We start from the raw sequence: 14,525 nt of genomic DNA, 5'->3' as shown, positions 1-14,525 counted from the left end.
ACGGCAAGATGCGATCGCCTCACTAATCTTCTAAAAACCTTTAGATCAACATTCCGCTTGAAAAAAAATTAGTGCAGGAGTTATGCTAATTGCGCGAATTTAGAGTAGACTCATCTCATTTCAAGCTAGCTCTTGCCATTGCAAAATGTGACCCCTGCCTAACTAGAACCAAGTGTATAACTACAAATCAAAAGGTAGGACTAGATAGTTTTGTTACTATTAAGACGAATAAAAGTTTGTCAGACTCTACTGATTAAAGAGGCAACCTAGTGTAAATAGCTGCTATATCAGTAAGCAGCGATCGCCAGCTGCGCTTCAGTCTGAATAGAATGAAACCCTGCATCCCAGCTAAGCCACTTGGGTTCAGAGTGGATTCAGAGGCTGATAGATGAACATGCTCAGCTAACTAGCTTACTTACAGAATTGCGAGAGGAAATCCTATGGATGCTGCTGAACTGCTGAAACGGTATGCAGCAGGGGAAAGAAATTTTCAAGATGTCAGTTTGGTGCGAGCATCTTTGAGCGAGGTCAACCTTTGTGGTGCAGACTTCACAGGAGCAAATTTATCAGAAGCCAATTTAAGTGGTGCCAACTTAGGAGGAGCGAATTTAAGTCAAGCCAACTTGACGAATGCGACTCTCATTGGAGCCAACCTAATTCGGGTCAATTTTCGCGAAGCTAGCTTGAAAGGAGTCCAATCCGGTGAGGCGAATTTTCGAGGTGCTATCTTGCAAGACACCAATTTGAGTGAGGCCAATATGGGTGGGGCTAGCTTGATTGAAGCAGATTTGCATGAAGCGAATTTGAGCAAAGCCAAACTCGTAGAAGCATCTCTCAACGGCTCCAACTTAAGTAATGCCAACTTGACTCATACCAACCTCAGTCGCGCTTGCTTAGACCGAGCGAATCTAACTCATAGTATTTTGGCAGGTGCCGTTTTAGACGGAGCCAAGCTCAATGAAGCGAATTTGAGCAAAGCCAATTTGAGTGGAGCCAACTTCAGAGTTGCTCAGTTGAAGCAGGCAAATCTCAGAAACGCTAATTTGAGCTGGGCTAGCCTCCGGGGGGCCGACTTAAGCAACACCAACTTGTATCGAGCCAACCTGACTTGGACGAATCTAACAGAGGTCAGTTTGGTAGAAGCTATGTTGATGGATGCCAACCTAAGACGGGCAACATTGATTGACACTGACCTGAAGAATGCCAATTTGAGTGGAGCCATTATGCCCGATGGCACTGTGCACAACTAAACCGTACACAACTCAGTAGAGCTGTAGGAGGTATAAACATTCATCAGGTTGCCCTGCTGGCCTCTTCATGAGCGATCCTCTCGTGACAGCAGCGGCAAATTGGGCGTTTCTGGGGCTGGAAAGGTTATAACAGTGGGGGTCGTGTGCTGGCAACACAGCAGTAATCTGTTAAACCTAGCAGACGCCAGAAGTGAAACGCTTGAAGTAGGAGTCTTGCCCCCATGAAAGGGATCGCGATCGCAGCGCTTTTTTCATCAGCGTTCCTCTTACCCACCCCCCAGGTGAACGCAATTGAGGTAAAAGCTTTAGGTTCTCCACTTGCAGGCTCCGCCTCCGTGGCCCAGCTTGCCTATCCTGCCAGTCCTTTAGGGGATACTCCACGCAACATTACAGTTTTGGGCCAAGGCCAAGTGGCCGCTCCAGCGGATAGTGCTCGTCTGGAAATTCAGATGATCAGTCGTAATCCGTTTGAGTCTGCTGCTGACATACCTAGCCAGCTGAACATCGGTAATCAATCGCTGCAACCTTCAGCTCTGCAACCTGTCGTCACAGCCCTAGAAGCCATTGGAGTTCCCGCAGAAGCGATTACGGTTCAAGTAACCTCTAGTGAAAGCGCTGACGTGATTGTGTTGCTAGAGAAACCCACTCGTCCTCGCGTCCAACAAGTAGTCCTGACCGCAAATACTGCGGCTCAGAAAACCAATCGCTTCGATGTCCAAAGTGTCGGAGCTGAGTATGCCGTTAGAAACTGTAGACCGTTAGAAAATGCCTCACGACGAGCTGCTTTGAATGATGCTCAACAACGGCTGCAAGCTTTGGCAACAACCGTGCAGGTCCGTCTAGGCTCTGTGTTGCAGATTACAGAACTCCCAGTAGCGGGTTCACCTTCGGCTTTCTCTCAGTGTGGCTCCAAAGTAGGGAGTCCGGCGAACCTGCTTACTCCTGCCAGAACGGGTGCGCCTCCCTATGATCCAGCAGCACCTACAGAAGTTAGAGTGATCAGTCAGATTAGTGTGACTTACGCGATCGAGTAACTTCTGCGACTGGTTGCACTGACGTCATGAAGATAAAAAATACAGGTCTTCTAGGACTCTGAGCCTCTGAAACTGTATAACGCTTTGTATCAAATAGCACATATCTTCTGAACTTGCATCCTAGCCTGGGCAACCTAAACCTAATTACCTGCCTAGAGCGATCGCGAGGCCATAGTATATGAATGCGGACGAGTTACTGAAACGGTATGCAGCAGGGGAAAGAGACTTTAGTGGCATTAATCTGATCGGGGTCAATCTAGAACGAGCAGATCTAGCAGGCGCTAACTTTACGGGTGCTTCGTTTGCGTCTGCTAACTTGAGTCGGGCTTCATTCACAGGTGCCAACTTAAATGGAGCATTTTTTTACTCTGCTGATCTGAGTTTTGCCAAACTGGGGTACGCCCGATTAGCCCATGCAGACTTAACTAAAGCCAATCTCAAGGGGGCATTTCTGGTTAAAGCTGATTTAACTGGCGCTAAAGTGAGTGGAGCCATTCTCACGGCAGTCAACTTACGAGCTGCTAACCTGCAAGAAGTTAACTTCTGTGGCGCTGATCTGCACAATATCAATCTGCGCTCTGCCAACCTCACTAAGGCGAATCTCAACTGGGCCAACTTGACCGGGGCAAGACTGAGTGGTGCTTCTCTCAGTGGTGCTTTACTCAACGGTGTTAAGCTTAGTGCCGCCTTTTTGAACGGCGTTGATCTAAATGGGATTGACTTAGATGGAGTTAATCTTAGTGCGGCCAAACTAGGGGGAGCCAATCTCAATGGCGCGACCCTCACCGCTGCAAATTTGAGTGCCACTCAACTGCGAGTAGCAAGCTTAATTCGAGTCAATCTACACGCTGCAAATTTGAGCGAAGCCGATTTACGCAGAGCCAATTTGAGTGAAGCAACTCTGAGTAAGGCTGACTTGACTGCTGCCGATTTAACTGAAGCGGATTTAACAGGCGCAAACTTGAATGCGGCAACGCTCTGCGAGGCTAACTTAACCGCCGCTAGTTTCTACCGTGCTTACTTGTGGGGGGCAAAACTAACCCAAGCAAACCTATGGCAAACCAACCTAGCAGAAGCTAGCCTCCGGGGAGCCGACATTGCCGCTACCAACTCAGGAGAAGCAATTCTAGCAGGGGCTACAATGCCAGACGGGAGTTTGTATCGCTAATTTGCCTGAACCAAAATTTTGCTAAATTGCGCGATCGCTTCCTGTGTTTTCTCCGCCTGATAAGAGGCGATCGCTGCTAAAAACATTATCGATTTTGAGCAGTAAGACTAGCCTGACTACAAACACTAGACCAGCGGGTAATATCTGCTTCTGCCCCAATCAGTCCTTGGAGCCGACTCCGATAAGTTAGCAGCTCAGCTCGTTTCAAAGAATTGGCTGGGAGCAAGGGAGTTAAATTATCGATCACCGCCACTGCACATTGCCAATCTTGCCCTGCGGTTGCTTGTTGTAACGTTTGCCCCAAAGCATCCGCTCGTTTTTGCCGCGCTACGTTAGCCGCTCTAATCAACTCGTTGCGTCGTACAAACCCTCTGACATTACGTAGTGCCTTTGTGGCATAAGGATCGCCAGGACGAATTTTTAGCGCTGCTTGAAAACTCGACTGGGCAGTTTGGTAGTCTCGCTGTTTATTCGCAGCGTACCCTAGTTGCATATAGCGACGATAGCTGGCAGCCTTGGCCCGTTGTTGCTGTTGCGCCTGTTGAGCGGCGGCTGTAGGGGCAGCGCTAGCAGGTGTTAGTCCAACAATTGAACCCGTTAGAGTGAGAGGAATGCAGGCAAGGGCAGCTAGAACTCGTTTCATAATTGTCTCGCGCTTGGGTGAGCGATCGCACCAACTATAACAGGCAAAACCGTTTCGGAGCATAACGGTTAATGACAGCCCAGCAAAGTAGCGATTCGCTATGACGTTACCAAACGATGACGTAATTCGACCCTAAAAGTTCCGGTAAACGGGATTTTTTGCTGTAGCATTTTGCCTCACTTAGCTCATGACTGCCCAAGCATAGGTGAGCATCCCTAACAAACTCACACCAACAACAGTCTCCCTCTGCTGATTCCATAAATGGCCAATACTAGCAACCGTGAAGTCGATCGCAGCTCGACGCTCTTGCCCTAGCTCACTCATTAGCTCTGCAACTCTGGCATCGACTTCTGGCAGCGATACCTCTCCCCGTTGGTAAGCAGCTTCTAGCTCATTTAACTTACGCCAATAATCTTGAGTCGCTGCGAGTAAATTAGGCATGATAAAGGCACTCTCATTAAAATATTTAACTTTTGTAAACATGTTAACGAGAGTGTCTATTGAGTGAGTTCTGTAAATGGGAAGAACCGCGATCGCACGTTAGAGAGAGCTTGTCACTCTTCCTTAAGATGAGATTTTAAGCTTCAGCAGGAGTCGAGATGTGGAGGGTTTGCACTAAGAAGGCCCAGCGATCGCTGACTTCCTCGATCACTTTGGCAGTCGGTTTGCCTGCTCCGTGGCCTGCTTTAGTTTCAATCCGAATTAATACGGGAGCTACGCCTGTATGAGCGGCTTGCAGGGCTGCGGCAAACTTAAAGCTATGGGCAGGCACCACGCGATCGTCATGGTCCGCCGTAGTAATCAGAGTGGCAGGATAAGCAGTTTTTGGCTTGAGGTTGTGTAAGGGTGAGTAGGCAGAGAGCGCCTTAAACTCCTCTGGCTCTTCAGGAGACCCATAATCCGAAGTCCAAGCCCAGCCAATGGTGAACTTGTGAAACCGCAGCATATCCATCACGCCGACTGCGGGTAACGCTGCGGTAAATAAATCTGGACGCTGGGTCATGCAAGCCCCCACCAGCAAACCACCATTACTGCCGCCCCCGATCGCTAACTTGCTCGCAGAGGTGTATTGGTTAGCAATCAACCACTCGGCTGCGGCAATAAAATCGTCAAATACATTTTGTTTGTTGAGCTTTGTCCCCGCTTGGTGCCACTCCTCCCCATACTCACCGCCTCCCCGTAGATTTGGCATGGCATACACACCGCCGAGTTCCATCCACACCAAGTTGCTGACCGAGAAGCTAGGCGTCAGCGAAACATTAAAGCCACCATAGCCATAGAGGTAAGTGGGGTTATTGCCGTTTAGCTGCAAGCCTTTTTTGTAAGTAATAAACATGGGCACCTGAGTCCCATCTTTACTGGCGTAAAAAACCTGTTTGGTTTCGTATTCGTCAGGGTTAAAGGCGACAGTTGGCTGCCGAAAAAGGCTGCTCTCACCACTTACCATGTCGTAGCGATAGATGGTCGGCGGAGTGGTGAAACTCGTGAAGCTATAAAACGTTTCTGTATCCTCTCGTCGCCCGCCAAAGCCACCTGCCGAACCAATTCCGGGCAAAACAACTTCCCGCACGAAACTACCATTTAAATCAAAGATTTTGACTTGGCTGCGAGCGTCTTTGAGGTAGGAAGCCACAAACTGATGGTTGAGTAGGCCCACACCTTCTAAGGTTTCAGCCGCTTGGGGAATCAGTTCCCGCCAATTGTTTCGCTCTGGAGCATTAATATCGATCGCAATTACACGACCACGGGGGGCCTCTAAATCAGTCTGGAACCAAAACGTTGACCCCTCATTATCCACAAAGCTATAGCTAGCCTCAAACTCAGAGATTAGTTCAACCACAGCAGCATTAGGGTCAGCCAAATCCTTGTAGAAGACTAGATTCTTCGGATCGGTACCACGCCACACCGAGATGATTAAATAACGACCATCTTCGGTAACACCGCCATTAAAGCCCCACTCCGGTTGATCAGAGCGCTGATAAATCAGTACATCTTCAGCTTGAGGGGTGCCTAAACGATGGTAGTAAAGCTTCTGAAAATAGTTGATTTCTTCTAGCTTGCTTGCTGCGTTGGGTTCGTCGTAGCGACTGTAGAAAAACCCTTGGCTGTCATGGATCCAAGCAGCTCCAGAGAATTTAATCCACTCTAGGCGATCGCTCAAGTCTTGACCCGTTTCAATCTCTCGAACTTGCCACGTCTGCCAATCTGACCCAGAGGTAGAGAGACCATAGGCCATGAGTCTAGCGTCTTCACTAATAACCAGCCCAGAGAGGGCAACTGTACCATCCTCAGAGAGCTTATTAGGGTCTAGTAAAACTCTTGGTTCGGCCTCAAGTGAGGTCAATGTGTAGAGGACGCTCTGATTTTGCAGACCATCATTCTTGAAGTAAAAATAGCGCTCTGGAACACCATATTTTTGGGCATCGCCCCCCCGAAACGGAATGCCATATTTTTCGTAGTCCCAGAGTTGGGTTAAGCGTTGTTGTAGGCGCTCTCGAATCGCAATCTGCTTGAGGAACTGAAAGGTAACCTGATTTTGCGCTGCCACCCATGCCTGAGTTTCGTCCGAATCTGGGTCTTCTAACCAGCGATAAGGATCGGGGACTTCAACGCCGTGATAGCTATCAACTTGAGTACCTTGAGGGCTGGAAGGGTAAACAAAGGATTCGTCGGAATAGGACATAGGTGTAAGTAAAAGAAAATAGGGGCAAAAAGATATTCTCTGTGAGACTGAAAAGGAGGGAACCCGTCAAAAGCGTGATCCCCTCCTTTCTTAAAATGGCGCGATCGCTCACCAGGTTTTAGTAGGTGAGCTAGAACTTAGGCGTGGCTACCACTACCAGCAATCAAGACTTCGCCTTTGAGCATGCGTTGAGCTGCATCTAGCAAAGCTTCTTCTAGATACGGCTTGGTGAAGTAACCCTTTGCACCGAGTTGGACAGCCATCTGTCTATGGCGATCGGCACCCCGTGAGGTCAGCATCGCGATCGGGATATGGTTGAGCGTAGAGTCCTTCTGAATCCGCGATAGCAGCTCTAGTCCATCCATCCTAGGCATCTCAATGTCACAGAACACCATATCGCAGGGCAAGCCAGAGCGTAGTTTTTCCCAAGCTTCCTGACCGTCACGCGCTTGTTCAACTCGGTAGCCGATCTTGTTGAACGTCATGGACAACAGCTCACGTACCGTAATCGAGTCATCCACAATCAGAACCGTCGGGTCAGTTTTAGCAACGGGTTCAGCTACAGGGGGTTCAGCACTTTGATCCCACAGAGTGGTGCTAGCTTCTCGGCGAATCCGACCCATAGATAGGTCGATCAGCTCTAACACATCCGCGATCGGCATAATCCGACCGTCTCCTAGAACTGTGGCACCCGCTACCCCAATGGGTTTGGGTACTGGGCCTTCTAGTTGCTTAATTACAATTTCTTGCTCGCCTAGTACTTGGTCTACCTGCAAAGCAATAAAGTTGCCAGCGCTCCGCAGCACGACGATGGAGACAATATCATCTTCCTGATTACCCCCGTAGACGCTACCACGGCCCAGATAACGGTTGTATTTGAGGATTTCGGATAACGGTCGGAAGGGCAATAGCAAATCTCGCCACAGAATGCAAGGTTGACCGTCTGGATTGGCTTGAATTCGCTCCTTTGGCACATCTAGCATGTCCTCTACCCCATCCATCGGGAAGGCAATGCGCGCCCGATTACTGATACAGCAGAGGGCCTTAGAAATGCTCAACGTGAGCGGTAAGCGAATGGTAAACGTCGTTCCCTTGGCCACCGCAGAATCAGTGGTGATCGCACCGCGAATTTCGCCTAAGCTAGTGCGAACTACATCCATGCCAACGCCACGGCCTGCATAGTCAGTGACTTGATCCTGAGTGGTGAATCCAGGATGGAACAGCAGGTCATAAATGTCCAACCGAGAGAGCGTTCTGGCCTCGGCTGATGTAATCAAGCGTTTTTCAATCGCTTTTGTTTTAACGCGCTCTGGCTCAATTCCCGCTCCATCATCAGAGACGGAGATTACCGTTTGGTTCCCTTGATGGAAGGCCCGAATCGTGATGCGACCAGTAGGTGGCTTCCCGGCTGCTTGTCGCACTTCTGGAGTCTCAATGCCGTGGGCGATCGCGTTGTTGACCAAGTGAGTCATGGGATCATAAAGCTGTTCCAGAATCATCTTGTCAATCAAGGTTTCGCGACCTTCGACATGCAATTCTGCCTGCTTCCCGCACTTGAGAGCAATATCGCGTACCGCTCGTGGCAAGCGATCGGCAATCTGGGCGAAAGGCACCATTCGGGAACGAGTCAGACCTTCTTGCAGTTGCGTCGTGACTTGCCGGAACATCCGAGTCACCTGATCGGTTTCATCCACGATGAACTCAATGTCAGACGCAGACTCCCGCACTCGGACAATTAACTCGATCATCTCTTGGGATAAAGTATGGAACCCCGTAAAGCGGTCCATCTCCAAGGCATCGAAGCTAGCTCCTGTAGAATGGCTGTTCTGAGCCCCACCATTAGCATTAGTGTTATGTAGGGGAGACTGATGACTTTGGCGACTCGCTAAGAGTGAGCTTTCCAATAGCGATCGCTCGTATAAGTCACGCATTCGCTGCCCCACATCGCTGAGTTGCTGCACTTGATAAAGCAAATTATCTAGGAACTGCCGTAACCGTTCTTGGTCTTGCTCCAAGCTATTCCGGTTAACCACCAGTTCCCCAACCAGGTTACTCAGGTTATCCAGGTGTTTTACGGGGACTCGCATGGTCTGCTCAGCAAAACCCGCAGCTCCGCGACGACCAGGCCGACGGCTAGACTGAGGAGCCGCTCCTCGACTAGTCTTCACAGTCGGGGGTCCACCTAGGGTGTTATCAGCATCCTCTAGCAGCTTTTCTAGGTCATCAAACTCACCATCTAGGCCACTAGCAGAGTCAGCATTGCCCGCAACTCCATCAAAAGCAGCAGCGCCTCCCGACCCAGTATTCCAACCTGAAGGTTCCTCATCTAGTAAAGCTTCTAGCCCAGAGAAGTCTGCATCTTCTGAAGCAACAGATGCGGAGGATGACGTGGCAGAGTCATCTTCGTTGAGTAATGCCTCTAAATCATCAAAGTTGTCTAAAGACCCAGCTGACTCTGTAGCGAAATCAAAGCTATCCTGTGAGCTATCTTCCATCGCTGCGGCTAAGAAGTCATCCAAATCAGTGTCACTAGTATCTGTCACATCTGAATTGGTCTGTTGACTAAGATCTAAGCTGCTAGAGAAGTCATCGGCTGAGTCAAGCGCGAATAAATCAAAATCGTTTTCATCTACTGCTTCAGAGCTTTCTAAGCTGAAATCAAAATCTCCCGTATCTGCAACGCTGGCAGCGGCTGTGTCTGGTGCCACATCGAAGAGATCAAGGTCTACTTCATCGAAGTCAAAGCTGGATTCTGTTGGCTGTTCTAGGGTTGATTCTGTAGGAGTTGTTAAGTCATCCTCTACCAGAGCAGATAGTGCATCCAACTCGGCTGACGCGTCACTCAATTCATCTGTTTCGTTAGAAGATAAATCAGAGAAATCGAGCGTGTCGAAGCCAAAGTCATCTTCGGCTACCGCTTCGGTATTTAGGGAATCAGCAAAAAGATCAACTGGTTCGTCAGCTGTGGAATCACTCGACTCTGTGGCGAAGAAGTCACCTAACTCGTCGCTAGTGGCAGAGTCTGCGTCTGTAGAAGTTGCTATGTCAGCTACACCAGCATCAAAGTCACCAAGCCAGTTTTCATTATTTGTATCTTCGTCAATAGCGGCTTCACTAAGGTTATCTAACGCTTCAGATGGCTCATCAGATAACCCAAACAGATCGGCTTCGCTGAGGTTATCTAATGATGGTTCTGCATCAAATAAACCTTCTAACGCTAGTTCGTCCCCGAAATCCAGCTCATTCTCCGCCTCTATAGACGGCTCTGCTGCCAGTTCGGTCCCAAAGTCCAACTCGCTCTCAGTTTCTATGGATGGCTCCACGGGTGTCAAAGATTCGCTTAGATCGAGATCAGATGCCAATAAGCTGTCAAATTCTAGTTCATCTTCATTGAAGCTGGCATCTGAACTGTCTAAGTCGAAGGCAAAATCAGCAGTGTCTAAGGATTCGGTGGCGGTAATATCAGCCAGAGCATCAGCTTCAGTATTGCTGCTAGTTGCGTCTAGGTCGAAGTCTAACTCAGCACCAAAGTCCAGTTCGTTGGAGGTTTCTGCTGGCTCAAAGATAAAGTCTTCACTAGTCTCTGGTGACTCAGCCGATGGTTGATCGAGTGACAAATCATCAAAGTTGTCTAAGTCGAAAGCGATCGCATCTGGCTCAGATGGCGAGTCATCCAACAAGTCTCCTAAGTCCGCCGACGAAGTCAAGTCAGCGCCAAAGTCTAGCTCGTCCGATGTATTTGCTGCAAGCTCAAAGCTAAGGTCTTCAGGAGTTTCTGGCTGATCGATCGACAAATCACTGAGTGATAAACCTTCAAGTTCGCTCAGGTCTGAGCTAGCATCTCTAGCTTCTAGAGGCTCACCCATAAAGTCTGCTAGATCGCCCAAATCAGAATTTGGCTCTGCCACTTCTAACGACAATTCTTGATCAAAGAGATCGGTGTCTGAAGCTGTGGCGTCGAAGAGCCCATCCAATTCTGTTGTAGACTCTCCGACCTCACGATCATCAGCTCCATCGCTAGTCATGAAGTCAAAGTCAAAATCATCCGTGTCGGAACTCACCTGATCCGGGTCTGCTGTGGCATCAGCAAAATCAGCTTCTATAGAAAAGTTTGCTAGTGGGTCATCAGCAGAACCACCCCAATCCCCCGTATCCTCTGCGCTCAGCGATGTTAGATCAGCTTCGGATGTAGACGCTTCAACCTCTAGATCGCTAGCTTCATCGCTGGCCAGATCAAAATCGAATTCTTCTGCACCAGCCATTAACTCGCTAAGTTCAGCAGACTCAGCGAACATATCGGCTAAATCTAAAGCCTCTGTAACGGGCTCTGCAACCGATTCTTCAATGGTTTCCTCAAAAATTAGGTTGTCGGTGCTCTCAGTAGCCGCAACCGATGTACCTAGAGATAAGTCATCCAAGGCTGACTCATCTGTGGCTGCGGAGTCGTCTCCCCAAAGGTCGGTCGTTTCATCACGACTGAGTTCAAAGCCAAGATCACCAGCGCTGTCATCAACGCTAAGATCATCAACGCGATCGCTCAGTTCTGTTTCAACCAGTTCTGTTTCAACCAGCTCCGTTTCAAGCAAGAAGTCGGCAAATTCATCAGCGTCACTGAGTTCTTCACCAGGTTCTTCTGGCAATAACGCCGAGTCAAACTCGCTACTGAGATCAGTTTCAGCAACAGCAGCATCTAAGCTCTGTTGCTCAAAAGCATCTGTATCCCAAAGATCTGACATCGCATCTGTACTGGAATCTTCGGCACTGGAATCTTCGAGCAAGTCTAGACTCAATTCATCGCTAGAATCTCCCAGGTCAGCCAGCGTCCAATCAGACACTTCTGCTTCGCCCGTTGGTTCTTCTATTGGTTCTTCTAGCAGTAACTCTTCGTCAGCTTCTGCGGCAAAAATGAAGGCGTCATCAAGATCTTGGGATACCTCTAGATCAAAGTCCAAGCTTTCTAACTCTTCACCAACTGCATCAAAAGGATTTTCTCCACCATCGCTAATGGCTTCCGGAGTTGCTAAAAGATCTTCATCTAGGGGATCTAAATTCCAAGCAGGCTCAGAATCGGAGGTACTGTCTGCTAGCCCTTGCTCCTCCCAAGGATCAGCGATCGCCGCTGGAGGCTGTTCAGGAGTTGGGTCTACTGCTAAGGAATTGGTGGCACTAGTATCAAGGATTAATTCTTGGTCTTCACTAGGAGCAAACAGGTCATTTAAATCTGTTTCTGCGGCCTCTGTGGCTGCTACTTCTTCAGAGAAATCACCCAGAAAATCAGCGGTTTCTGTCTCAGCACTGAGTTCCCCTAGATCTAAGGACAAATCAAACGGTTCCTCTTCTGTCTCATCTAGAGGAGTGTCTAACCACGAAACAACTGGCTCTGAGGAGTCGGTATTTCCCTCTGACCAAAGGTCATTGGATAGATCATCTTCATCGTCGATTGCTGTGGGGTCGCTGATTGCTGTGGAGGTGGTGTCCGCTAAGAATGCAGAGTCTTCAGGGGTTTCAAAGAGATTGTCAAGGTCTGTCTCATCTACCGCCAGATTATCTGCTACCAATTCCGGAGCAACTTCTTCACCGAATAGCCCGATGGATTCTGGGCTGTCTAGAGCGAGTTCTAATTCCGCATCAGCCTCCAACATAGGCTCAGAAGCAAAGAGATCTGGCTCGCTCTCTAGCGCCTCAAAAGAGATTTGTGCAGTAGACTCACTGAGAAAATCAGTGAAATCATCTGAGCCTAGAGCGTCTGAGTCTAGCTCATCTGAGCTTAAATCGCCTGAGTTAACTGTAGTGGCCTCTTCCGTAGAGGTTTCTAGAACAAATAGCTCAGTCTCATCTACATCAACAAATAAATCCGTAAAGCTCTCTAGCTCCTCCGCAGGGGCATTAGCTACTGAAGTCTCAAATTCTGAAGTCTCAAATTCAGAGAATTCCAAAGTAGAGCTGTCCACAGATGACTCGACTACGAGAACATCTAACTCAAAGCCGTCTGCCAATTCCCCTAGGAAGTCTTCATCCGGTTGCGCTTCCGGGGCGATCGCGGCTGCATCCAGTGACGTATCAGCGATTTCCTCGAATTCTGGCAAGTCGAGAGATTCATCGTTGAGTAAGTCATCACTGCCAAACAAGCTGGCTAGATCATCTGCTGCCTTGGCTTTGGCAGAGGAACCGCTCCCATCTGGCTCCTCAAAGAGTAAATCTGAGAAGTCATCCGAGAAATCGAAATCATCTGAGTTGACTGCATTGTTTGCGGAGCTTTCTATCGACTCAGCTGCCTCTCTAATAATTTCTTCTTCTTGCCAAGTGACGCCCAAATCCAGAACTTCACCTTCAAAGAGGTCGGCTAGGCTGTTTAGCTCTGCCATCCCTACTTCTGGACCGTTGCGATCGCCTGTAGACTGCTCAGGCGTTGCCGCATCTCCACTGAGATTAGCGGATAGGTCTAGACCGAGAGCTGCGTCACTGGTCGTTGCGTCTAATTCTAGAGGGGCACCACTAAACCAATCGTCCAGCCCAGCTGACTGACTATCTGCTGATTGACTGTCCTCAGCCAGATCCACAGCGAAAATGTCAACTTCAGAGGGATCTTCTGCGGCTTCAAATAGGTCGAAGGCTCCCGTCAGAGACTCTTCCGGTTCGTTAGCAAATTCAAAGATATCCGCAGCCAGCAGGTCATCAAAGGTGGGCTCTGTCTCAGCTGCGGCAGACGAAATTGGCACTAAAACGCTCAGAGCATCACTCGCTACAATGGCTGCTGCTTGGTTAGATAGAACCAATTCTTGCGCTTTTTTGATTTCTTTGATGACAATCGGAGCTAGAGTGCGATAAGCATTATCCGGACAAGCGATCGCCTGTCGTGTCACCTCAAGCAAATCGCACCAACTCGGCAAATCGAACGGTTCACCCAGTTGCCCCAAACCACGGCAAAGGTCTTGCAGTTGTTGGCGATTCTCTGAATTTTCGGACTGCTTAAACAACTGCAACATCTCGCGTAAGCGAGTCGGCACATCACTTTGGAAAAGCAATAGCAGAGCGCTTTCTTCTTGATGCAGAGGAGCGGCTGAAACCGGGATTGGGGTAGCCTCAACCACAACAGGTATAAAGCTAGACCCTTCTTCGACCGGAATCACACCGCCTGCTTGAGTGATGAGTCCTTCCAAGTGATTGGTAAGCTCGGTAAAAATCGGCTCAATGCCTGACATAATGCCGTTAGCAGTATCCTCAGTCAGACCAAATGGCCCTTGGAGTTGCTCTAGGAGTTCGTGCAGAGTATCGAACACCCTGAGGAATAATGACTCTAATTTTTGATCAACTTTGATGGGGCACTCTTTTAAGAGTTTGAAGCAGTCCTCTAGACGGTGCGAAACCTGCTGAATGCTATTAATTCCTAGCATTGCCGCTCCGCCCTTGACAGAGTGAGCCGCTCGGAAGACTTCATTCACCATTTCAGAGTCTTCGATGGTGCTCTGCAGATTCAGCAAACCTTGCTCAATGGTGTTGAGGTGGTCTTTGGCCTCCTCAATGAAGTAACCCATGATTCGCTGCTGTTGTTCTGACTGCATAGCAGTGCCCCGTTCCTTTGGAAAACGTTATTTCTTTTAAATGCTTTGTATCCAAGCGTAGCCTAAAGCCAAAGAGCACCCAAAACGATGGCGTTTGGGTTGCAGGTGATAGAACTAGAAGGCAGAGGACGGCTTCAGAGCCAAGGCATTGACAAGTGGCTAGCTTGCTTCCTGAGCTTAGATAT

At 48.9% G+C, this 14,525-nt stretch carries 7 protein-coding genes; 3 read left to right on the top strand and 4 right to left on the bottom strand.

Annotated elements, in window-relative coordinates:
- The first annotated feature begins 440 nt into the window (after positions 1–440).
- The 3 genes from KME12_05020 (at position 441) to KME12_05010 (ending at position 3,452) form a co-directional block, all read left to right on the top strand.
- Positions 441–1,250, top strand: coding sequence for a pentapeptide repeat-containing protein (locus KME12_05020; GenBank protein MBW4487133.1), 810 nt, complete (start codon positions 441–443; stop codon positions 1,248–1,250).
- A 221-nt stretch (positions 1,251–1,471) separates the two neighbouring features.
- Positions 1,472–2,284, top strand: a complete 813-nt coding sequence (locus KME12_05015; GenBank protein MBW4487132.1) for an SIMPL domain-containing protein — start codon at positions 1,472–1,474, stop codon at positions 2,282–2,284.
- Between the two features lie 178 nt (positions 2,285–2,462).
- Positions 2,463–3,452 (top strand): pentapeptide repeat-containing protein, encoded by a 990-nt coding sequence (locus tag KME12_05010; GenBank protein ID MBW4487131.1) that lies wholly within the window; start codon positions 2,463–2,465, stop codon positions 3,450–3,452.
- A gap of 85 nt (positions 3,453–3,537) precedes the next feature.
- Here the strand turns inward: KME12_05010 and KME12_05005 are convergent, their stop codons facing one another.
- The 4 genes from KME12_05005 to KME12_04990 form a co-directional block, all read right to left on the bottom strand.
- Positions 3,538–4,158, bottom strand: coding sequence for a hypothetical protein (locus tag KME12_05005; protein ID MBW4487130.1), 621 nt, complete (start codon positions 4,156–4,158; stop codon positions 3,538–3,540).
- A gap of 117 nt (positions 4,159–4,275) precedes the next feature.
- Complete coding sequence (locus tag KME12_05000; GenBank protein MBW4487129.1) at positions 4,276–4,539, bottom strand: hypothetical protein; 264 nt, start codon at positions 4,537–4,539, stop codon at positions 4,276–4,278.
- Positions 4,540–4,672: 133 nt separating this feature from the next.
- Positions 4,673–6,778, bottom strand: a complete 2,106-nt coding sequence (locus tag KME12_04995; protein MBW4487128.1) for a prolyl oligopeptidase family serine peptidase — start codon at positions 6,776–6,778, stop codon at positions 4,673–4,675.
- 137 nt (positions 6,779–6,915) lie between these two features.
- Positions 6,916–14,340 (bottom strand): response regulator, encoded by a 7,425-nt coding sequence (locus tag KME12_04990; protein ID MBW4487127.1) that lies wholly within the window; start codon positions 14,338–14,340, stop codon positions 6,916–6,918.
- Positions 14,341–14,525: the final 185 nt, after the last annotated feature.

The sequence above is a fragment of the Trichocoleus desertorum ATA4-8-CV12 genome (assembly GCA_019358975.1).
Lineage (GTDB): Bacteria > Cyanobacteriota > Cyanobacteriia > FACHB-46 > FACHB-46 > Trichocoleus > Trichocoleus desertorum_A.
The sequence above is the reverse complement of the archived record's forward strand: the minus strand, read 5'-3'. Positions and strand labels throughout refer to the sequence as shown.